At 58.2% G+C, this 20,373-nt stretch carries 17 protein-coding genes; 5 read left to right on the top strand and 12 right to left on the bottom strand.

Annotated elements, in window-relative coordinates; all coding sequences use genetic code 11:
* Positions 1–8: 8 nt before the first annotated feature.
* Complete coding sequence (locus tag HMPREF3142_RS24425) at positions 9–1,295, bottom strand: serine hydrolase domain-containing protein (protein ID WP_012541013.1); 1,287 nt, start codon at positions 1,293–1,295, stop codon at positions 9–11.
* Between the two features lie 103 nt (positions 1,296–1,398).
* Here HMPREF3142_RS24425 and HMPREF3142_RS24420 point away from each other — a divergent pair, with 103 nt between their 5' ends.
* Positions 1,399–2,286 carry a LysR family transcriptional regulator gene (locus HMPREF3142_RS24420; protein ID WP_008803999.1) on the top strand — a complete coding sequence of 296 codons (888 nt, stop codon included), beginning with the start codon at positions 1,399–1,401 and terminating at the stop codon, positions 2,284–2,286.
* A gap of 58 nt (positions 2,287–2,344) precedes the next feature.
* On the opposite strand, the gene rplY is transcribed toward HMPREF3142_RS24420, so the two are convergent.
* Both rplY and HMPREF3142_RS24410 read right to left on the bottom strand, forming a co-directional pair.
* On the bottom strand, positions 2,345–2,629 hold the full coding sequence (gene rplY / locus HMPREF3142_RS24415) for a 50S ribosomal protein L25 (protein WP_008804000.1): 285 nt from the start codon (positions 2,627–2,629) through the stop codon (positions 2,345–2,347).
* Between the two features lie 136 nt (positions 2,630–2,765).
* Positions 2,766–4,523, bottom strand: a complete 1,758-nt coding sequence (locus HMPREF3142_RS24410; RefSeq protein ID WP_016161561.1) for a DEAD/DEAH box helicase — start codon at positions 4,521–4,523, stop codon at positions 2,766–2,768.
* Positions 4,524–4,669: 146 nt separating this feature from the next.
* Here HMPREF3142_RS24410 and rsuA point away from each other — a divergent pair, with 146 nt between their 5' ends.
* The 3 genes from rsuA to HMPREF3142_RS24395 all read left to right on the top strand — a co-directional run bounded on the left by rsuA (position 4,670) and on the right by HMPREF3142_RS24395 (position 7,257).
* Entirely contained in the window at positions 4,670–5,389 is a 720-nt protein-coding gene (gene rsuA, locus HMPREF3142_RS24405) for a 16S rRNA pseudouridine(516) synthase RsuA (RefSeq protein WP_008804002.1), read from the top strand.
* The gene (locus HMPREF3142_RS24400) at positions 5,386–6,582 is read left to right on the top strand and encodes a Bcr/CflA family multidrug efflux MFS transporter (protein ID WP_008804003.1); all 1,197 of its coding nucleotides are present in this window, start codon (positions 5,386–5,388) and stop codon (positions 6,580–6,582) included. Before rsuA ends, HMPREF3142_RS24400 begins: the two co-directional genes overlap by 4 nt.
* A gap of 330 nt (positions 6,583–6,912) precedes the next feature.
* Positions 6,913–7,257, top strand: coding sequence for a YejG family protein (locus HMPREF3142_RS24395; protein ID WP_002912974.1), 345 nt, complete (start codon positions 6,913–6,915; stop codon positions 7,255–7,257).
* 3 nt (positions 7,258–7,260) lie between these two features.
* Here the strand turns inward: HMPREF3142_RS24395 and yejF are convergent, their stop codons facing one another.
* The 9 genes from yejF to HMPREF3142_RS24350 form a co-directional block, all read right to left on the bottom strand.
* A complete protein-coding gene (yejF, locus tag HMPREF3142_RS24390; RefSeq protein WP_070612803.1) occupies positions 7,261–8,850 on the bottom strand; it encodes a microcin C ABC transporter ATP-binding protein YejF in 1,590 nt (529 codons plus the stop codon).
* Position 8,851: 1 nt separating this feature from the next.
* Positions 8,852–9,877 (bottom strand): microcin C ABC transporter permease, encoded by a 1,026-nt coding sequence (locus tag HMPREF3142_RS24385; RefSeq protein ID WP_012541016.1) that lies wholly within the window; start codon positions 9,875–9,877, stop codon positions 8,852–8,854.
* Positions 9,877–10,971: a microcin C ABC transporter permease YejB gene (locus tag HMPREF3142_RS24380; RefSeq protein WP_008804006.1), complete on the bottom strand. Its 1,095-nt coding sequence runs from the start codon at positions 10,969–10,971 to the stop codon at positions 9,877–9,879. Before HMPREF3142_RS24380 ends, HMPREF3142_RS24385 begins: the two co-directional genes overlap by 1 nt.
* A 9-nt stretch (positions 10,972–10,980) precedes the next feature.
* A complete protein-coding gene (locus HMPREF3142_RS24375; RefSeq protein WP_023298003.1) occupies positions 10,981–12,786 on the bottom strand; it encodes an extracellular solute-binding protein in 1,806 nt (601 codons plus the stop codon).
* A gap of 68 nt (positions 12,787–12,854) precedes the next feature.
* Complete coding sequence (locus tag HMPREF3142_RS24370; RefSeq protein ID WP_008804008.1) at positions 12,855–14,417, bottom strand: cyclic di-GMP phosphodiesterase; 1,563 nt, start codon at positions 14,415–14,417, stop codon at positions 12,855–12,857.
* 188 nt (positions 14,418–14,605) lie between these two features.
* Positions 14,606–15,175 (bottom strand): bifunctional murein DD-endopeptidase/murein LD-carboxypeptidase, encoded by a 570-nt coding sequence (gene mepS, locus HMPREF3142_RS24365; protein ID WP_004201653.1) that lies wholly within the window; start codon positions 15,173–15,175, stop codon positions 14,606–14,608.
* Between the two features lie 426 nt (positions 15,176–15,601).
* A complete protein-coding gene (locus HMPREF3142_RS24360; protein ID WP_163595848.1) occupies positions 15,602–16,315 on the bottom strand; it encodes a phosphatase PAP2 family protein in 714 nt (237 codons plus the stop codon).
* 37 nt (positions 16,316–16,352) lie between these two features.
* On the bottom strand, positions 16,353–17,330 hold the full coding sequence (locus HMPREF3142_RS24355) for a CobW family GTP-binding protein (RefSeq protein ID WP_070612801.1): 978 nt from the start codon (positions 17,328–17,330) through the stop codon (positions 16,353–16,355).
* Between the two features lie 120 nt (positions 17,331–17,450).
* Positions 17,451–18,917 carry a mannitol dehydrogenase family protein gene (locus HMPREF3142_RS24350; RefSeq protein WP_064170376.1) on the bottom strand — a complete coding sequence of 489 codons (1,467 nt, stop codon included), beginning with the start codon at positions 18,915–18,917 and terminating at the stop codon, positions 17,451–17,453.
* Between the two features lie 207 nt (positions 18,918–19,124).
* On the opposite strand from HMPREF3142_RS24350, the gene uxuA reads away from it, so the two are divergent.
* Positions 19,125–20,315: a mannonate dehydratase gene (uxuA, locus tag HMPREF3142_RS24345; RefSeq protein ID WP_008804012.1), complete on the top strand. Its 1,191-nt coding sequence runs from the start codon at positions 19,125–19,127 to the stop codon at positions 20,313–20,315.
* Positions 20,316–20,373: the final 58 nt, after the last annotated feature.

The following is a 20,373-nucleotide window of genomic DNA, read 5'->3' as shown; positions in this document are numbered from 1 at the left end:
AGGGGAGATTAGCGCAATTCGCGGGCAATGGCGCTGTACATCAGCGCCGCTTCCAGCGGCTGGGCGTTGAAGGACGGTTCCGCCTGCGGCCAGGTCGACCACTGGACGATCACCAGATGTTCCGCGCGGTTCACCATGATCACCTGGCCATAGATCCCCAGCGCCCACAGCGAGCCCTGCAGTCCTTCCTGCGGCGTCGGCTGTACGTGTTGCGCATTGGCCGGAATGGCGTTGTTCCACCACTGATAGCCGTAGATACCTTGCGGATGCGCTGCTGAAACCGAGTTCAGCGCTTTTGTCCAGCTTGCGGCCTGGTCGAACCAGCCAGCGGGCACCAGCTGTTTGCCGTTGCTTAACCGACCATCGCGGGCGACAAACTCGCCAAAGCGGCCCCAGTCTTCGAGGGTGGCGTTAAAGCCGTGGGCGCCAACATCATGCTTCCCTTGCTGATAAGCATGCCATACGCCATCGTGGGCCATACCCGCAGGCTGCCACAGCGACTGCTCAAGCCAGGCGGCCAGCGACATACCGGTCGCGCGTTCCAGCACATCGCCCAGCAACCAGGCGCCGCCGGAAGAGTAGGACCACTGCTCGCCTGCCGGGTGTTTACGCGACAGCGTCGACACAATTTTACGTACGCAATCATAGGCGCCGGGCTGCGCTTCACACTGGGTCAGGCGGGCAAAGTGCGACTGCGGATTGGTGTAATCTTCATTCCAGTCCACGCCGCTGGTATGTTGAATGAGTTGCCTGAGCGTTACACCGTCCCAGGCGGTGCCTTTTAGTTCGGGTTCATAAACGGTAATCAGGTCATCGAGGGAGTGGATTTTCCCCTGCTGAATGGCGATGCCCACCAGCGTCGAAACCACCGATTTCCCCACCGAGCGAGAGGTCCACAGCGTGGTATCGGTGTTGCCGTTGCCAAGGTATTTCCAGGCGACTTTGCCATCTTTCAGCACCAGCATGCCGCTGACGTTCTCGCGCTTCAGGTAATCCTGTAGCGTCCAGGTGTGGCCGTTGAGGGTATAGCTGGCGTGGGTCAGTGGCTTTTCAGCACGCTCCAGCGGGACCGCTGCGCCGTGGCGGAAGACGTCTCCGGCATAATTGCGATAGTCGTTACGAAAGCCAACGACGCGTGACGCCTGATCCCAGGTGAGCATGTCTTTGGCCGCGGGTAGCGTTTGGTCGTAAGGGGTGGGGCAGACATCCAGCGTCAGGTCGCCGCAGTTTTGCGCCATCGCCGCCGCCGGCAGCGCCGCCAAAATTAACGCCAGAGCCAGTGGTTTTTTTATCATTTTTATTTCCTCGTTTGCCATAGATTCGCTGCGCAGTATATAAATCGGCTCGCGAAGGCTAAAATCAGCATAGGGGGGATTTTCCCCCGCAAGGGAGAGAGGGATGAAAACCCTGCAGTATTCTTTCGCACAGATTGAGGCCTTCGCCACCATCGCCGAAACTGGCAGCCTGTCGCAGGCGGCCATTCGTTTAGCTAAAGACCGGACCACGCTTCGCGATCTGCTGGACTATCTGGAAGATGCGCTGGGCTACCGGCTGTTCAGCCGTGAAGGGCGTAGCCTGACGCTAACCGCCGAAGGCGAGCAGCTTTTTCGCCAGGCACACCTGCTGTTGCGTCAGGCGCAGGCTTTCGAGTCTTTTGCGCAAACGCTGCCGCAAACGGCCTGGCAGGCGTTACGTCTGGTGTACGATCCCTTCGTGCCGCGTGAATTTCTCTGTTTGCTGGCTGATACGCTTGCCCGGCGGCAGATCCGTTTAAGCTGCTGGAGCGCCTCGCGGCGCGAAGCCGAGCAGGCGCTGAGCGAGGGCATCGCGGATATGGCCATTTGCCAGGCTAATAATCGTACGCTGGGCAGCGAAATGGAGTGGCGGGCGCTGGGCACCGTTGATTTACGTTTTTACGCCGCGCAAGGATTGTTTACTGACGCCGCACGGCCGCTGACATTGCTGAATTTATCGCTAACGCCACAGCTGGTGATGCACCGGCGCAGTGACGATCAGATCGCCCGCCGGCTACAGATATCCGGCCATACGCTGTATATGAATGAAATCGCGCTGCTGCGCCATGCGATGGAGCAGGGGATGGGCTGGGGGTTTTTACCGGAACATTTACGGCCAGGCGAGTGGCAGGGGGTTGCTGAAATAGCTACCGAGGTCGGCAGTCAGGGACTGAACGTGACCATGGTGATGCTCTGGCTGCCCGGCATGAATAAGCACCGGATGCTGAGCGACCTCGTGGACGAGGCGCCGGAACTTTGGCGGCGCCGATAACAAAACGCCCCGGGTCAGAAGACACCAGGGCGTTTGCCATACAACTTGCTATCGGCGATTACGCGCGAACGAAGTCGATGTGGGTCAGTTTCGGCTTGAACGCGTGACGCTGAACAGCCTGAACTTTAACTTTCTCTTCTTTGCCATCGATAACGAGGGTCACAACTTCGCCGTAAAATTCAGCTTTATCCTGCATGTTCCACAGTTTGTCGTGATCCAGTTCGATAGCAACCGGAGCAGCTTCGCCACCGTAGATGATTGCCGGGAACTTGTTAGCTGCGCGCAGGCGGCGGCTCGCACCCTTACCCTGCTCTTTACGTACTTCTGCGTTGATAGTAAACATTGATGTCTCTCTATATATAAAGCCTGCAACAGGCGACCCAGCTGCAGGCAGATTATCTGCTTTGCGAATGCAAAAGCGGGCGGCATTATAGCCGCCAATCGGCACAGCGGCAATCAAAACCTCAGTTTTTGGCGGATTAACGCAGCTCATTGGCGCGACGGAAACGGCCCTGATAATCGAATACTTTTTCCCGCACCTGCCAGTATTGCCCCTTCATTCGGGCGACGACAAAGTCAGGATGGCGCAGCAGCGCCTGCTGGGCAATGATATCCGCCGGGGTTATCCAGCGTAACGGCACGCCCGGCGTACGGGTATGCGGGCGGATAAACAACTGCTCAAAGGCGGTACGCTGGGCGGGCGTTTGCAGACGGAAGCGCTCACTCACGTCGGCGCCGTCCTCATCATAGTAGGTGATTTTCAGCCACGGGCCTTTCTCGTCGCTACCGTGCTGCATAGCCATGCCGCTGCAGCGCAGCACCAGCGCGTCCTTTAGCTTCAGCGCCGCCTTCAGCATATCGTCCGGGTCGACCAAAATCGTGTCGCACTCGCGGCAGCGGCGGGCGGCGATATCGTTTTCCGCGTTGCACTGCGGGCAGTTTTTGAAGCGAAAGCGGAAGTCGCACTGTTCGCGGTGGCCGTCATCATCTTCAAACCAGCCCTGGCAGCGGCGGCCAAAATGCTCAATCAAGGTGCCGTCGGCGGTGGTTTTGCCCCAGAAGGTGTTGGCGAAACCGCAGGCCGGGCAGAAGACCTGCACCGGTACGTTGTCGCTTTTCCCCTTCGGCGTCCCCACTTCCGGGGCGTACAGGTCATGCGGGTTGCCGGCGTAGTCGAGGATCAGGCAGTCGGTTTTGCCCGGCGCCAGGCGCAGGCCGCGGCCAACGATCTGTTGGTAAAGACTCACCGACTCGGTGGGGCGGAGGATGGCGATCAGGTCAACGTGCGGGGCGTCGAAGCCGGTGGTCAACACCGCGACGTTCACCAGATAGCGATACTCCTGCGCTTTAAACGCCTCGATAATGCGATCCCGCTCTGGTCCAGGCGTTTCCCCGGTGATCAGCGCGGCTTGCGCCGCCGGCAGCAGACCGGTCACTTCCCGGGCGTGTTCCACGGTGGCGGCGAAGATCATCACCCCTTTACGGCTTTCGGCGAACTCCACGATCTGGCTGACGATATGCGGTGTTATGCGCTGCTGTTTTTTCAGTTCGTGGTTAAGATCGGCTTCGCTGAACAGGCCGTTGCTTTGCGCCTGCAGACGGCTGAAATCGTACTGCACCACCGGCATATCAAGGCGTTCCGGTGGCGTCAGGTAGCCGTGCTTAATCATATAGCGCAGCGGCAGCTCATAGATGCAGTCGCGAAACAGTGCTTTCTCATCGCCACGTACCATGCCGTGGTAGTGAAACTGATAGATCCAACCCTTGCCGAGGCGGAACGGGGTAGCCGTCAGGCCGAGCAGCCGGAGCTGAGGATTCACCTGCCGCAGGTGGCTTATGATCTGTTGATACTGGCTGTCGTCGTCATCGCTGATACGGTGGCATTCATCGACGATGAGCAGCGAAAATTCACTGTGAAACTGATCGAGGTTGCGCGCCACCGACTGCACGCTGCCGAACACCACTTTGCCGTGGCTCTCTTTACGCTGCAGACCAGCGGCAAAGATATCCGCCTCGAGGCCAAGGGCGCAGTATTTCGCATGGTTCTGCGCCACCAGCTCTTTGACGTGGGCCAGCACCAGCACGCGGCCGCGGGCCAGCCGGGCAAGCTCGGCAATCACCAGGCTTTTGCCCGCGCCGGTGGGCAGGACAATCGCCGCTGGCTCGGTATGGCGACGAAACCAGGCGAGGGTGGCATCGACGGCTTCTTGTTGATAGGGGCGTAATGTAAAAGTCATGAATTCACGGGGCTAATTAACTCGCGAATAGTATGCCATGAATCTTTTCCCTTGAGTGGTGTTAAGAGCCCGTTATACTAGCCAGTGAAATTCTTCTTTTTCGGGCGAGTTGCCCGCTCCAGCACTATTACAGGCTAAAAAAATTCATGCGACTTGATAAGTTTATCGCTCAGCAGCTTGGCGTCAGCCGGGCTATTGCCGGGCGTGAAATCCGCGGCAGCCGTGTTACCGTGGACGGCGACATTGTGAAAGATGCCTCTTTTAAGCTCCAGCCAGAGCACGAGGTGGAATATGATGGCAATACGCTGACCCAGCAGAACGGCCCCCGTTATTTTATGCTGAACAAGCCGCAGGGTTACGTCTGTTCCACCGACGATCCCGATCATCCTACTATCCTTTATTTTCTCGATGAGCCGGTGGCGCACAAGCTGCACGCCGCCGGGCGCCTGGATATCGACACCACCGGGCTGGTGCTGATGACCGACGACGGCCAGTGGTCGCACCGCATTACCTCGCCGCGCCACCATTGTGAAAAAACCTATCTGGTGGAGCTGGAAAGCCCGCTGGCGGAAGGGACCGCAGAGCTGTTTGCCAAAGGCGTCCAGTTGCACAATGAAAAAGATCTCACTAAGCCGGCAGTGCTGGAAGTGATCACCCCGACCGAAGTGCGCCTGACCATCAGCGAAGGGCGCTACCATCAGGTGAAACGCATGTTCGCCGCCGTGGGCAACCATGTGGTTGGCCTGCACCGGGAGCGCATCGGCGACATCCTGCTGGATGACGCGCTGGCGCCGGGTGAATATCGTCCGCTGACGGAAACGGAAATCGCCAGCGTAGGCGCCCCGCAGGCACGGAGTAAAACGTGACAGTGAAGCAGAATTCTTCTCTGGGAATTGTGTTTATCCTCGGCCTGCTGGCCATGCTGATGCCGCTGTCGATCGATATGTATCTTCCGGCGCTGCCGGTGATCGCCGCCCAGTACAACGTCCCGGACGGCAGCGCGCAGATGACGCTCAGCACCTATATCCTGGGCTTTGCGCTGGGTCAGCTGCTGTACGGGCCGATGGCAGACAGCCTTGGTCGCAAGCCGGTGATCCTCGGCGGGACGCTGGTGTTCGCCGCGGCGGCGGTGGCCTGCGCCCTTTCGCAGACCATCGATATGCTCATTGTCATGCGTTTCTTCCACGGTCTGGCGGCCGCGGCCGCCAGCGTGGTGATCAACGCCCTGATGCGCGATATCTATCCGAAAGATGAGTTTTCACGGATGATGTCGTTTGTCATGCTGGTGACGACCATTGCGCCGCTGGTGGCGCCGATGGTTGGCGGGGCGGTGCTGGTCTGGTTTAGCTGGCATGCCATCTTCTGGATCCTCGCGCTGGTGGCCCTGCTGGCCTCGCTGATGATCGGCCTGTTTATCCGCGAAACGCTGCCAGCTGACAGGCGTCAGCCGTTCCATCTGCGCACCACGCTGGGTAATTTTGCCACTCTGTTCCGTCACAAGCGGGTTCTGAGCTATATGCTGGCGAGCGGTTTTAGCTTCGCGGGGATGTTCTCGTTTCTCAGCGCCGGGCCTTTTGTTTACATCAATATTAACCACGTCGCGCCTCAGCACTTTGGCTACTATTTTGCGCTGAACATTGTTTTCCTGTTCCTGATGACCATGTTCAACAGCCGGTTTGTGCGGCGGGTGGGGGCGTTGCGCATGTTCCGCGCCGGGCTGTGGATCCAGTTTGCCATGGCGGTATGGATGGTGGTTTGCGCGCTGCTGGACGTCGGCTTCTGGTCGCTGGTGATCGGCGTGGCGGCCTTTGTCGGCTGCGTATCGATGGTGTCGTCTAACGCCATGGCGGTGATCCTCGATGAGTTTCCGCATATGGCCGGCACCGCTTCGTCACTGGCCGGAACGTTTCGTTTTGGTATCGGGGCGATCATTGGTGCGCTGCTGTCGATGGCGACGTTTACCACCGCCTGGCCAATGCTGATCTCTATTGCCTTCTGCGCAACCTGTTCTATTTTCTTCTCGCTTTACGCTTCCCGTCGGCGAAAAATCGCACACTAGGTCACATTTTCAGGGGCGAAATCGCCCCTTTCTTGATACATGTCAACCAGAATGAGCTTCAGGGTTCTGCGATTTGTTTCCTTTATGTAAAATCAATTAGTGTAAAAAGTCGCATTGTTGCGATAAAAAAGTTGTTTTGGATCACAGAAACGGGTACATATAGCGCCAATCGGCTCGCCGGGTATAAAAATAACGCGCTGGTTTATAAGTGCTTAGCCCTGGCCCGCCGCGGCTGTAAACGTTTTCTGCGTCAAGGCAGGACTATTTGTCAACAGTGTGTTAATATTGATGTAAATTTATTGTGAAGCCTTTTGCTTCCGGGGAAACCACGTGAATACACAACAACTCTCTATCGTACACCGTCTGCCGCAGAGCTATCGCTGGCTGGCCGGTTTTGCGGGTTCCAGAGTTGAACCGATTCCGCAAAACGGCGCGCAGAACGAGAACAGTCTCGTTGCCCTGAAGTTGCTGAGTCCGGACGGTGAGAAAGCCTGGCCGGTTATGCATAAGCTCAGCCAGGCGTTAAGCGACATCGAAGTCGACTGTTCAGTCCTTGAGTGCGAAGGCGAACCGTGCCTGTTCGTTAACCTGCAGGATGAATTCGCCGCCACCTGTCGTCTGAAAAATTTTGGAGTGGCCATCGCCGAGCCCTTCTCCGGCAACAACCCCTTCTGACCGTCAGCTCAGCGCCAGCAGCTGGCGGGTATATTCGTGCCGGGGTGCGCTGAAGACGGACTGGCACTCGCCCTGTTCAACCACCTCTCCCTGACGCAGCACCATCACCTGATGACACAGCGCCCGCACTACGCGTAAATCATGACTGATAAAAATATAGGCCAGCTGATGCTTTTGCTGTAACGCTTTCAGCAGGTGCAGGATCTGCGCCTGAACGGTTTTATCCAGTGATGAGGTCGGCTCGTCGAGGACGATCAGCTGCGGCTTGACGATCAACGCTCTGGCGATGGCGATACGCTGCCGCTGGCCACCGGAGAAGGCTGCCGGGTAGCGCTGGCGGCTGGCCGGGTCGAGCCCAACCTCCTGCATGGCGAGGATCACTGCCTGTTCGCGTTCGGCTGCCGTCAGCGTCGGCTGGTGGACGCGCAAGCCTTCCTCAATGATCTGCTGCGCCGTCAGGCGCGGATTGAGCGACGAGTTCGGATCCTGAAAAACCACCTGCATTTGTCGGCGCAGCGGTAGCAGCTGTCGGCGGTTACGCCCCTGAATCGGCTGGCCGGCAAAAGTTATCCTTCCCTCGGATGAGATCAGGCGCAGCAGCGCCAGACCGGTGGTGCTTTTTCCCGATCCCGATTCGCCCACCAGGCCCAGCGTCTCGCCGGCGCGTAGCTGAAAACTGAGGCTGTTGACCACCCGATGGTGATCGACCACCCGGCGCAGGATCCCTTTGCGAACAGGAAATGCCACGTTTAAATCGTCCGCCTGCAGCAGCACCGGGGCATCAACGGCCAGCGGCACCGGCTCACCGTCTGGTTCGCTATCCAGCAGGCGTTGGGTGTAGGGATGTGCCGGCGCGCTGAACAGCGCCCGACAGTCATTTTGTTCCACACAGCGGCCGTTCTGCATCACCGCTACCCGGTCAGCCAGCTGACGGACAATGCTCAGGTTATGGGTGATAAACAGCAACCCCATGTTCAGCTCCCGCTTTAGCTCGCGCAGCAGCTGCAGGATCTGCGCCTGCACTGACACGTCGAGAGCGGTGGTCGGTTCGTCGGCGATCAGCAACTCCGGGCGCGTCAGCAGCGCCATGGCGATCATCACCCGCTGGCGCTCGCCGCCGGAGAGCTGATGCGGATAGTCCGCCAGACGCCGCGGCGCCTGACGGATCCCGACGCGCTCCAGGCAGTCGAGGATCTCCCCGCGCGCCGCCTCTTTGCGCATTCCCCGGTGTAACGACAGCACCTCATAGAGCTGTTTTTCCAGGGTATGCAGGGGGTTGAGCGACACCATTGGCTCCTGAAAGATCATCGCGATCCGGTTGCCGCGCACGCCGCGCAGGGTCGACTCCTCAGCATGCAGCAGCGACTGGCCATGAAAGCGGATATCGCCGCTGGGGTAGCTGGCCGGCGGGGTGGGGAGCAGTCGCAGCACCGACAGCGCGGAGATGCTTTTTCCTGAGCCGGATTCGCCCACCAGCGCCAGCGTCTCACCAACTGCCACCTCGAGCGACAGATTGTGCACCACGGTCTGCGTCTCGCCCTGCTGGCGAAAGGCAATAGAGAGATTGTCGATAGCTAACAGCGGGTGGGTCATATTACACCGCCTTACTCGGGTCAAAGGCGTCGCGAACCGCTTCACCGATAAAAATCAGTAGCGTCAGCAGTACGGCGACGGAGAGAAACGCGGCAATGCCCAGCCAGGGCGCCTGCAGGTTGTTTTTTCCCTGCAGCAGCAGCTCCCCGAGAGAGGGGGAGCCGAGCGGCAGACCGAAGCCGAGAAAATCCAGCGACGTCAGGGTGGTAATGGAGCTGCACAGGATAAAAGGCAGGAAGGTGAGGGTCGCCACCATTGCGTTAGGCAACATATGCCGCAGGATGATCTGCCGGTCGCTGACCCCTAGCGCCTGCGCCGCCCGGATGTAGTCGTAGTTGCGGGTGCGAAGAAATTCAGCGCGCACCACGCCCACCAGCGTCATCCAGCCAAAAAGGACGGTGATCGCCAGCAACCACCAGAAGCCCGGCTGCACGACGCTGGAGAGCAGGATGATCAGAAACAGGGTCGGCATCCCGGACCAGACTTCAATAAAGCGCTGGCCCCAGAGGTCGATTTTGCCGCCATAGTACCCCTGTATCGCCCCGGCCAGCACCCCCAGCACACTGGAGAACAGCGTCAGCAGCAGACCGAAGAGCACCGAGATGCGCGTACCATAGAGGATCCGCGCCAGCACATCGCCGCCGTTGGCGTCGGTGCCAAGCCAGTTGCTGGCCGAGGGCGGTGACGGAAAGGGGACGGTGCTGGCAAAATTAATCGTCGTGGCGCCGAAGCGCACCGGCGGCCATAGCGCCCAGCCGTGGGTGGCTAGCTGGTGCTGCAGCCAGGGATCCTGATAGTCGGCGGCGGTAGCGAACGCGCCGCCAAAGGTTTGCTCGGTGTAGTTTTTTAACACCGGAACGTACAGCTGGCCCCGGTACTGCACCAGCAGCGGGCGATCGTTGGCCAGCAGCTCGGCGCCGAGGCTGCAGAAGAAGAGAATTAAAAACAGCCACAGCGACCAGTAGCCGCGACGGTTGTGACGAAAGCGCGCCCAGCGGGCCTGATTAACGGGACTGAAGAAAGACATTAGCGGCCCTCAAAATCAATGCGCGGGTCGACCAGCGTATAGCTGATATCGCTGACGATATTCAGCAGCAGGCCAATCAGAGTGAAAATATAGAGCGTGCCGAACATCACCGGATAGTCGCGGGAGACCGTCGCTTCATAGCCCAGCAGACCCAGGCCGTTCAGCGAGAACATCACTTCGATCAGCAGCGAACCGGTAAAGAACATACTAATAAAGGTGGCCGGGAAGCCGGCGATCACCAGCAGCATGGCGTTGCGGAACACATGTCCCCAGAGGATCTGTTTCTCACCGACGCCTTTGGCGCGGGCGGTGACCACATACTGTTTGCGGATCTCGTCGAGGAAGCTGTTTTTGGTCAGCATGGTCAGGGCGGCAAAGCCGCCGATCACCGTCGCCAGCACCGGCAGGGTGATGTGCCACAGGTAGTCGAGGATTTTCTGATACCAGGGAAGGGTGTCGAAGTTCGGTGAGACCAAACCGCGCAGCGGGAAGAGGTCGAAATAGCTGCCGCCGGCAAAAATCACGATCAGCAGGATGGCGAACAGAAAGGCGGGGATCGCATAGCCAATAATAATCAGCGTACTGCTCCAGATATCAAAGCGGCTGCCGTTGCTGACCGCTTTGCGAATACCCAGCGGAATGGAAACCAGGTAGATAATCAGCGTACTCCACAGTCCGAGGCTCACCGAGACCGGCAGGCTGTCTTTAATCAGCTGCAGTACTGAGGCGCTGCGAAACAGGCTGTCGCCAAAATCAAAGCGCAGATAATCGCCCAGCATCTTCAGGTAACGCTCGTGCAGCGGCTTGTCAAAGCCGTAGCGGTGGGTGATCTCGGCGATGACTTCCGGATCAAGGCCCCGCCCACCGCGATAGTGCCCCTCGCTGATGTTCCCTGCGCCGGTTCGGGCATGGCTGGCGCCCATCCCGCCGTCGCCGGCACCCGGCATCCCGCCGTGCTGACCAAATTCGATGGCGGCGATGGCCTGATCGACCGGGCCGCCGGGTGCGATTTGCACAATAAAAAAGTTAATGGTGATGATGGCCCACAGGGTGGGGATCACTAACAGCAAACGGCGGATCAGGTAGCTGCCCATGGGATGTCCTTAACGTCTGTCCGCGGGGAGGGTGGCCGCTTTGTTCACGTCGTACCACCAGGTATCGAGCCCGGAGGAATAAATGGGGCGGGTCTCGGGGAAAGAGAACTTATTCCACCACGCGGTGCGGTCCTGCGCCATATACCACATCGGCAGCATGTAGTTATTCCAGGTGAGCACGCGGTCCAGCGCCCGACCGAGGGGGATCAGTTTCTGCTTATTGCCCTGCCACTGCAGGATCTGCGCAATCAGCTTATCCACTACCGGGCTTTGTACCCCCGGTGCGTTATAGCTGGAGTGAATATAGTCTGAGGCCCAGGAGATTTGCAGGTCGGTGCCGGGCCAGGGCATGGCACGCCACAGGCTCGGCATCATGTCGTAATCACGGCTGCGGCGACGGTTGCTGTACTGCGAGTTATCAACCTGACGAATATCCATGACGATCCCCAGGCGCTGCAGGTTGTGCTGAAACGGCAGCACCCAGCGGTCATTGCCACCGGCTGGCATCAGCAGTTCAAAGCGCAGCGGCTTGCCGGTGGCGGCGTTGACCCGGCGCTGGTTTTTTACCGTCCAACCCGCCGCATTGAGCAGGGCGTCGGCTTTGAGTAAGTTGTCGCGGTCGAAGCCATCGCCGCGGGAGACCGGCGGCTGGTAAACCTGGCTGAAGACCTCCGGGGGCAGTTCGTTTTTCATCGGCGTCAGCAGGGCCAGCTCGGCGGCGTCGGGCAGGCTGCGGGCGGCATATTCGGTGTTCTGGAAATAGCTGTTGGCGCGCTGATAGGCGCTGTAAAACAGTGCCTTGTTCATCCATTCAAAATCGAACGCCAGGGTAATGGCCTCCCGCACCCGGCGATCGGCAAAAACCGGGCGCTGAATATTGAACGCCAGCCACTGGGTATCCTGCGCCGAGGTATTTGTATGCTCATCTTTAATAATGTAGCCGCGGCTGAAGTTGCGACCGACGTAGCGGGTAGCCCAGTTTTTGGCGACGGTCTCTTCCCGGCGATCGACGGCGCCCGCTTTAAAGGCTTCGAAAGCAACATTGTCGTCGAGATAATAGTCATAGCGCAGCGTATCGAAATTCCAGCGACCCCGGTTGACCGGCAGGTCGGCCGCCCAGTAGTCGGCGACGCGTGAATAGGTAATGTATTGCCCCATTCGCCAGGCGCTGATGCGGTATGGCCCGCTGGCCAGCGGCGGCTTCGACAGCGGGTCGCTGAGTTTGTGCTGGCGCCAGAACGACTCAGGCATCACCGGCAGGCTCAGCAGACTCAGCATGTTCTCTTTGCCGGGCTGGCCGAGGTCGATTCGTACGGTCAATGGGGCGATGGCCTTAACGGTGGTGCCTTTATAAAACAAGCGGAACTGTGGCACCCCTTCGGTCATAAACTTGTTGAAGGTAAATGCAACGTCCCGGGCGGTGATTGGCGTGCCGTCATGGAAGCGGGCGTGCGGGTTGAGAGCGATCTCCATCCAGGAATAGTCCTCGGCATAGCGCGCCCGCTCGGCAATCAGCGGGTAGTAGCTGCCGGGCTCATCATCCGAGGTGGTGAACAGGGTATCGTAGAGCGCCTCAGTGCGCACGGCGGGATTGCCGCGCAGTGCGTAGCGGTTGAAGTTATCAAAGGTGCCGATCGCCGCCAGGGTGAGGGTGCCGCCTTTCGGCGCCTCAGGATTGACATAATCAAAATGGCTGAAGCTGGCTGCGTATTTGGGTTCACCGATAATCGCAAAGGCGACGCTTTCTTTTATTGTTTGCGCCTTAGCGCTAAGGCTAAACAGAGCAAGCAGAATTAAAAAGAGGCGCGCATACATAGGCGGCAGAATACCTTGTCACGGTCGGCCCCCATAGCCGACCTCTGTTCCCGCATCATATGTGAGACTTAGCGCGTTGTGAAATAATTCGCAGGTTCATCATGCGCGGCGACCAGCGCCTCCAGCGATAGCGGACGGCTTATCCAGTACCCTTGCAGGAAATTGACGCCCTGGGCACGAAGCCACTCCGCCTGTTCCTGGGTCTCCACTCCTTCAGCGACGGTCATTAATTTCAGCCGGCGGCTGAGGGTCAGTACCGCATCCAGCACCGGCGAGGTCACGGTTTCGGTGCCAATCGCCTGCACAAAGCCGCGATCGATCTTCAGATAATCGAAGTTATAGCGTTCGAGATAAATCAGCGCGCTATGCCCGGTACCAAAATCATCTATTGCGATTTCAAAACCCTGCTGGTGGAGCCAGGCGAAGTTAGCGATCGATTTTTCTTTATCAATCATGGCCCGCTCGGTCACCTCCAGCACCACGTGAAAATGGTCGGCGGGCAGCGCGGCGGCAAAGCGCAGCATATCGTCGCGGAAGCTGTCAGCCTGCAGATGGGCAGGGGAAATATTCAGCCCCAGCTTGACGCCGCGCGGCAGGATCCGTTTAAGCACTTGACCATCGCTGGCGATCAGCGCCAGCAGGTGATGGGTCAGCGGCACGATCATCTGCTGGGTTTCCGCCAGATTAATAAAGACGTCGGGCGGGATTTCACCCACCACCGGATGGCGCCAGCGCATAAGCACCTCCACGCCGCTGATACGCAGGGTCTGGGCATTCACGACCGGCTGATAGACGACGTAGAACTGGTTATTTTTGATCCCCAGCAGTATCGATTTTCGCGGATCGGATTTGATCGTCAGCACGTAATAACAGAGCAACCCCGCCAGCAGGCCGCACACTACCCCGAGCAACAGGGCAAACTGTGTATTTTCCGCCAGCCAGCTGTTGGCATACAGGTAGACCTTCAGCGGTAAACCGTCGATCTGTACCTGGCGGATCGGTTCGTTATGCAGGGTTTGCGGATCCACCAGCCGATTACTGAAGGTGGAGATGGCGGTGTGACCGATGGCCAGCGCAATACCGCTGAAATCATTTTGTCGTGCGGAATAGAGGATGTACGGCGTGAGATTGGCGTTGATCGATACGAAAATGCCGCTGTTTGCATCATCGGGTTTGCTGACCCATAACGCCAGCGCTGCGCTTTTCGGCATCATCGGCGTACCCGGCAAAATCGCCATATCAACGGGTTTGCGAATATCGATCGCCGGGATAAGCTGAGTAAGGGGCGTATTCATGGCCCCTGTCGCCGAGGAGCAAAAGACGACGCCGTTTTTAACCAGCAGAAACGCGCGAACGTTGGGGCTGAAAGCGGCATGGGAGGTGAGTCCGGAGTCGATATTCTCGCAGGGCTGATCCACCAGCGGCTGCAGGCCATCAATGGTCTCACGGAGATCGTGAAAATAGCTTTTCAGGTAAGTGTCAACGTTGTTGATAATGGCGTCGAAACGCTCTGCCCGGTTATGGTAAATCACCATAAACTGAATGCAGCCGGCCAGCAGCGCGACGATAATCCCCACGCACAGGCTGGTTAACCAGATTTTACGCTGGGGTGAAAAGTAGCGAGTAAGCATAGCTATAGTCTTTCCGTGTTATTGAATCCCATCAACGGTTTGTCGGTCGTCGTTTTTCTCATTCCCACTTAAAAGACATAGCTTATTTTGCGGCGTTCAGAATCAGGTGGCAAAAAAAAACACTGCCGGGGCAGTGTTTTTTTATCCCGCCTCCAGCCAAGGGATAACCGGCGGCGGTAGAGGACAGTTTACGAGCGGCTCAGAACTCGACGCGCTTCGTTGTAGCGCTTTTTCCAGTACGGTTCATCCATGCTGGAGATGGTCACCCCGCTGCTGGTGGAGGCGTGAACGAACTGGTTGTTGCCGAGATAGATCCCGACGTGGCGGCCGGTAGAGCCGGCGCGGAACAGAACCAGATCGCCAGTACGCAGCTGGGTACGGGAAATCGATTTTCCGGTTTCCTGCTGTTCAGAGGTTGAACGCGGCAGTTCCAGACCAAATTGTTCGCGGAAGGTGCGCTGCACAAACGCTGAGCAGTCGATACCTTTACGGGTGCTGCCGCCGAGGCGGTAACGCACGCCTTTCCAGCTGGCATACTGATCCATTAAACGGGACTTCACGTCCAGGTTACGGACCATCGTTTCAAATTCATCCTGAGAGGCTTGCAGTGATGATAAATCGCCACTACCCACAGCATGCGTCTCAGAATGCATATTCCTGGCGGTACTTGTTGAACTACACGCGGAAAGCAGAACCGCTACTGCAATCGCGGGGGCTACCCGCAAGATGTATCTCAAAATCGGCTGAGATTTGACCATGCTGTTTATTTTCCCTTGTTGTCCTTAACGACAATGTCGTTATAAAAAATGCCAAACGTGTTAGAGCCTAAATACCCATCCGCAATGAGACAATTCCTTAAGCTTAAATTTGTGCAGTCACGCACAAATTTATTCATGCTCTGAATTAATGTTGCGGAAAAGGCAAAACGAGAACGAGATTACCCTATCAAACGCCGCATGGCGAGCGGTTTTGCGCGATTTCTTATAAGTATTTTGGTGACAAAAAGTGAATCATCGGGAAAGGACAAAATAGCGCCAGTATCGGGTAAAAAACAGACAATTCCTTCATTTGTCACGGGATTAATGTGACAAGAAGATGAACATCATGTTGAAAAAAAGCGCAATTGAAAAAGGGGACCCAAAAGGTCCCCTTATAGATAATGACGCCAGACGGCGACCACGACATTATTTGGCCGATATTCCGCCGGGCAGAGAGCGATCGAAAAGGGCGATCAATTTATCGCTCAGCGGTGTCATCAATACCCACGGCGCGCCAATCAGCACGGCGGTCAGGGAGCCGACGGCAATATCGCTGAACCAGTGAGCGCCAATCATGACGCGCGGGAAAGCAAAGACCACAAATATCACCAGCGCCACGGTTAGCGCGCGGCGGCCGAAATAGCGCCACATAAAGCTCGCGAAGATCAGCAGCATCATCCCATGATCGCCGGGGAAGCTGTCCTTGGAGGCGTCTTTGGTGGGGAAATTGACGACATCGCTGACGCGGGTGACATCGTGGAAAAACAGCGACGGGCTGGCGCGCTGTACCGGCATCAGGTGCTGCGCCAGCTGGTTAATGATCACCGCGGCCAGCAGCATCACCAGGCCCATGATGGCAATCTGGCGACGGCCTGCTGGCGGCGCTTTAAGCCAGTAGCGGAGCATCAGGCAGCCCATCGCCATCAGCGAACAGGCGTCGAAGGCGCGATTGTTGATGATCGCCAGCAGCCAGGCATAGGCGTGGCTGAGGCTGACGCCATGGTTAAAGAAATGGAAGATCGCGGAGTCGACCGGCGACCAGGCGCCGTGGTTGACCGGCAGATACCAGGAGCAAAATAGCGCCACACCCGCGATGTTAAGCAGCAGAATTAAAGGAATTCGGTTTTTCATCATAGCCATTGCGATTTTGTGACAGTCGGCGGCAACCTTAGCCGCCTCAACTTAAACGAAGCCTCAACAGTGAGGTCTGGAGCGCGTTCCAGTCGGCTTCGTTCGCCGAGATAAGCTCGATTCGGCTATCGGGTGGGGGGACGCTCAGAGTCTCGATATGCCAATCCTCGCCCTGGCGGTTGATCCTCACCGCCCCTTCGGCAATGCGCATCACGCCTTTGACGCGCGCCACGGGCGCCAGCCGTGCCCATTCGAGCAGGCCGATGGTCTCAAAGACCGTTTCCGCGTCGAAAATCCAGCCGCAGGCCTGATAGCCCTGGCCGCTGTTGAGGTGGCGGCGCCAGCGCTGGTGCTCGGGCAGGCTGAGTGCGGCGAGACCGCTGGTCGGGCGAGAGTGGTGAACATGCTCCGCGCTCGCCGGCAACGGGGCGGTGTTGCGGCGCGGCTCATCGAGCAGGGCGAGGTCGATATTACCCTGGGTTGTCGACACCTTGCGACGATCGCCGCCCCAGCGCTGCCACCAGTCGGCCAACGCCTGGGCGCTTTCGGGCGTTTCCCGATCGTTTTTATTGGCCACAATGATGTCCGCCGCGGCCAGCTGATCGCGGAAATTGTCGTTATTGACGACTTTTTCATCCAGCAGCTGACGGGGATCGAGGATGCACACCGTAGCGCGTAGATCGATCCAGGGTTCATACACCGCTGCGGTGAGGATATCGAGGATCTGCTTCGGATGGCCAAGGCCGGTGGGTTCGATCAGCAGGCGATCGGGTTTACCCTGGCGCAGCAGGATATTCAGCCCAACCTGCATCGGCAGGCCGTTAACGCAGCACATGCAGCCGCCGGGGATCTCTTTGAGCAGGGCGCCGCTGTCGGCCAGCAGCGCGCCGTCTATCCCGACTTCGCCAAACTCATTCACCAGTACGGCCCATTTTTCATCCGCAGGCTTCTGCGCCAGCAGATGAAGAATTGAGGTCGTCTTACCGCTGCCGAGAAAGCCGGTGATCAAATTGGTTCTGGTCACTCTTTTCTCCAGGATAAATGTAATGTTGTAACAGTTACGCCTATCCTGACGAAAAAAGGGGGAAAAGAGAAGTCCTGAGGCGGACAGAAGAAGATTCTGTCCGCATAAGCGCAAATATTGTTAAGAATTTAGCGCGCGGGCCACGGCCTCGCGGGCACCGTGCGTCGCCAGTTGCTGCCAGGCGGCGCGGATCCCGGCGACAAACTGCGCGTTGTGCGGCAGGTCGCGGCCAAATATTTCCTCCAGACCCAATAGCGCATCGACGCGCTGCTGCTCATCGCTCTGCGCCACCCGCTGCTGGATCTTGTCGACCAGCGGATCGCGCACGTCGATCGTCTGACCCGCGTCGTCCGTACCACTGACGTAGCGCATCCAGCCGGCAACGCCGAGGGCCAGCAGCGGCCAGCGGCTGCCGCGCTCAAGATGTACGCGGATGCCGTCGAGCATGCGCTGGGGCAGTTTCTGGCTGCCGTCCATGGCGATTTGCCAGGTGCGGTGTTTGAGCGCCGGATTACTGAAGCGGTCGATGAGGCTGTCGGCATAGGCCTCGAGATCGACGCCGGTAATGGTCAGCGTCGGAGCCTGTTCGTCAAGCATCAGCTGGCGAGCGGCGCGGCGGAAAACGTTATCCTGCATGCAGTCGCTGACGTGCGCATGACCTGCCAGATAGCCAAGCCAGGCGAGAAAAGAGTGGCTGCCGTTGAGCATCCGCAGCTTCATTTGCTCCCAGGGCAGCACGTCGTCGGTCATCTGCACGCCGGCCGTCTCCCAGGCCGGTCGTCCGGCGACGAAGTGGTCTTCGACCACCCACTGAATGAAGGGTTCGCAGCTGATGGCGCAGGGATCGTCGACCCCCAGCACGGCGGCGATTTCCGCCAGCGACTCGGCGGTGGCCGCAGGAACAATGCGATCCACCATGGTGCCCGGGAAGCTGACGTTATTGGCGATCCAGTTCGCCAGCGCCGGGCTGCGTTTTTCCGCCATACCGAGGACGGCATTTTTCACCACGTGGCCGTTGTCGGGAATGTTATCGCAGGAGAGCACGGTAAAGGGCGGCAGGCCCCGGTCCCGGCGGCGGGCCAGCGCTTCCACTAAAATACCGGGAGCCGACTGCGGCAGCGTCGGATTCTCCAGATCGTGAACGATGCGCGGATGCGTCGGATCCAGTTTGCCGGTCGCCGGATCGATGCAATAGCCTTTTTCGGTGATGGTCAGCGAGACAATCGCCACCTGCGGCTCGCAAAATTTTTCGATAATTGCCGCCAGCGAATCGAGCCTGGCGTTCAGGCATTCGTGCACCGCGCCGATCACGATGGGCTGGTTACCGTCGGCGCCTTTTTCCAGCACGGTAAACAGGTGGTCCTGTTCGCGAAGCTGGCTCATCAGCGTATCGCCGCTGAACAGACTGATTTCGCAGATCCCCCAGTCGCCGCCGACGTTATTCAGCACGCGATCGGTCAGCAGCGCCTGGTGCGCGCGATGAAACGCGCCAAAGCCGAAATGGACAATACGCGAGCGGAGCTGGCTGCGATCGTACTGAGGACGTTGCACGTTTTCCGGTAGCGTAGCGGTTGCAATTGTTGTCATTCTTTACACACCTGTTTAACTGCTTATTAACAATGCCAGTCTAAAGTTATATGACAGGAAATTAAATTGGTAAGCCGAAATTATCCGCTGACTGTGAGCTGGATCAATCAATGCGGCGGCACTGTTTGCAGCCTGAGGAGAAACATGTATGGTAGTCGTCATGAGTGTCGCCATTATTGGTATAACAACTTTTGTGAGGGCATAGCGATGGAACAAACCTGGCGGTGGTATGGGCCGAACGATCCGGTATCGCTTGATGATGTACGGCAGGCAGGGGCGACCGGCGTCGTGACTGCGCTGCACCATATTGCAAACGGTCAGGTCTGGCCGGTAGAGGAGATTAAAGCGCGTCAGGCGCTGTTAGCGGCAAAAGGGCTGACCTGGTCGGTCGTCGAAAGCATTCCGGTGCATGAGGATATTAAAACCCACAGCGGGGAGTATGCGACCTGGATTGCCAACTATCAGCAGAGCATCCGCAACCTCGCGGCCTGCGGCATCGATACCGTATGCTACAACTTTATGCCGATCCTCGACTGGACGCGCACCGATCTGGAATATGAGCTGCCGGACGGTTCCCGGGCGCTGCGTTTCGATCAGATCGCCTTCGCCGCCTTTGAACTGCATATCCTCAAACGCCCGGGCGCGGAAGGAGATTACAGCGAAGAAGAGCAGCGTCAGGCTGAGGTTTATTTCAAGGCGATGAGCGAAGCGGACATCGAGAAACTGACCCGCAATATCATCGCCGGCCTGCCGGGAGCGGAAGAGGGTTACACTCTTGACCAGTTCCGCGCGCGCCTGGCGGAATATGACCACATTGATAAAGCGCAGCTGCGCGAGAATATGGCCTACTTCCTGCGGGCTATCGTGCCGGTGTGCGAAGAGGTAGGCATCCGCCTGGCGGTGCATCCGGACGATCCGCCGCGGCCGATCCTTGGCCTGCCGCGTATCGTGTCGACCATCGAAGATATGCAGTGGCTGAAAGAGACAGTGGACAGCATCAATAATGGCTTCACCATGTGTACGGGATCGTATGGCGTCCGCGCCGATAACGATCTGGTGAAGATGGTGGAGACCTTTGGCGATCGCATCCATTTCACCCATCTGCGATCTACCTGTCGTGAAGCGAACCCGAAAACCTTCCACGAGGCGGCGCACCTTAGCGGCGACGTCAATATGGTGGCGGTGGTGGATGCGATTCTGCGTGAAGAGCAGCGGCGTAAGCAGGCTGGCGATCTGCGTCCGATCCCGTTCCGTCCGGATCATGGTCATCAGATGCTCGACGATCTGCGCAAGAAAACCAACCCAGGCTATTCGGCGATTGGCCGTCTCAAGGGGATGGCGGAAGTGCGTGGCGTCGAGCTGGCGCTGAAAATGACCAAATACCCTGAACTGCTGTAATCGCGGTAACAGGGATAATAAAAGGGACAGCCAGCGGCTGTCCCTTTTTACTGTCGGG

It is taken from the genome of Klebsiella sp. HMSC16C06 (assembly GCF_001808325.1).
GTDB classification, from domain to species: domain Bacteria; phylum Pseudomonadota; class Gammaproteobacteria; order Enterobacterales; family Enterobacteriaceae; genus Klebsiella; species Klebsiella variicola.
This window is presented reverse-complemented; position numbering and strand designations above follow the sequence as displayed.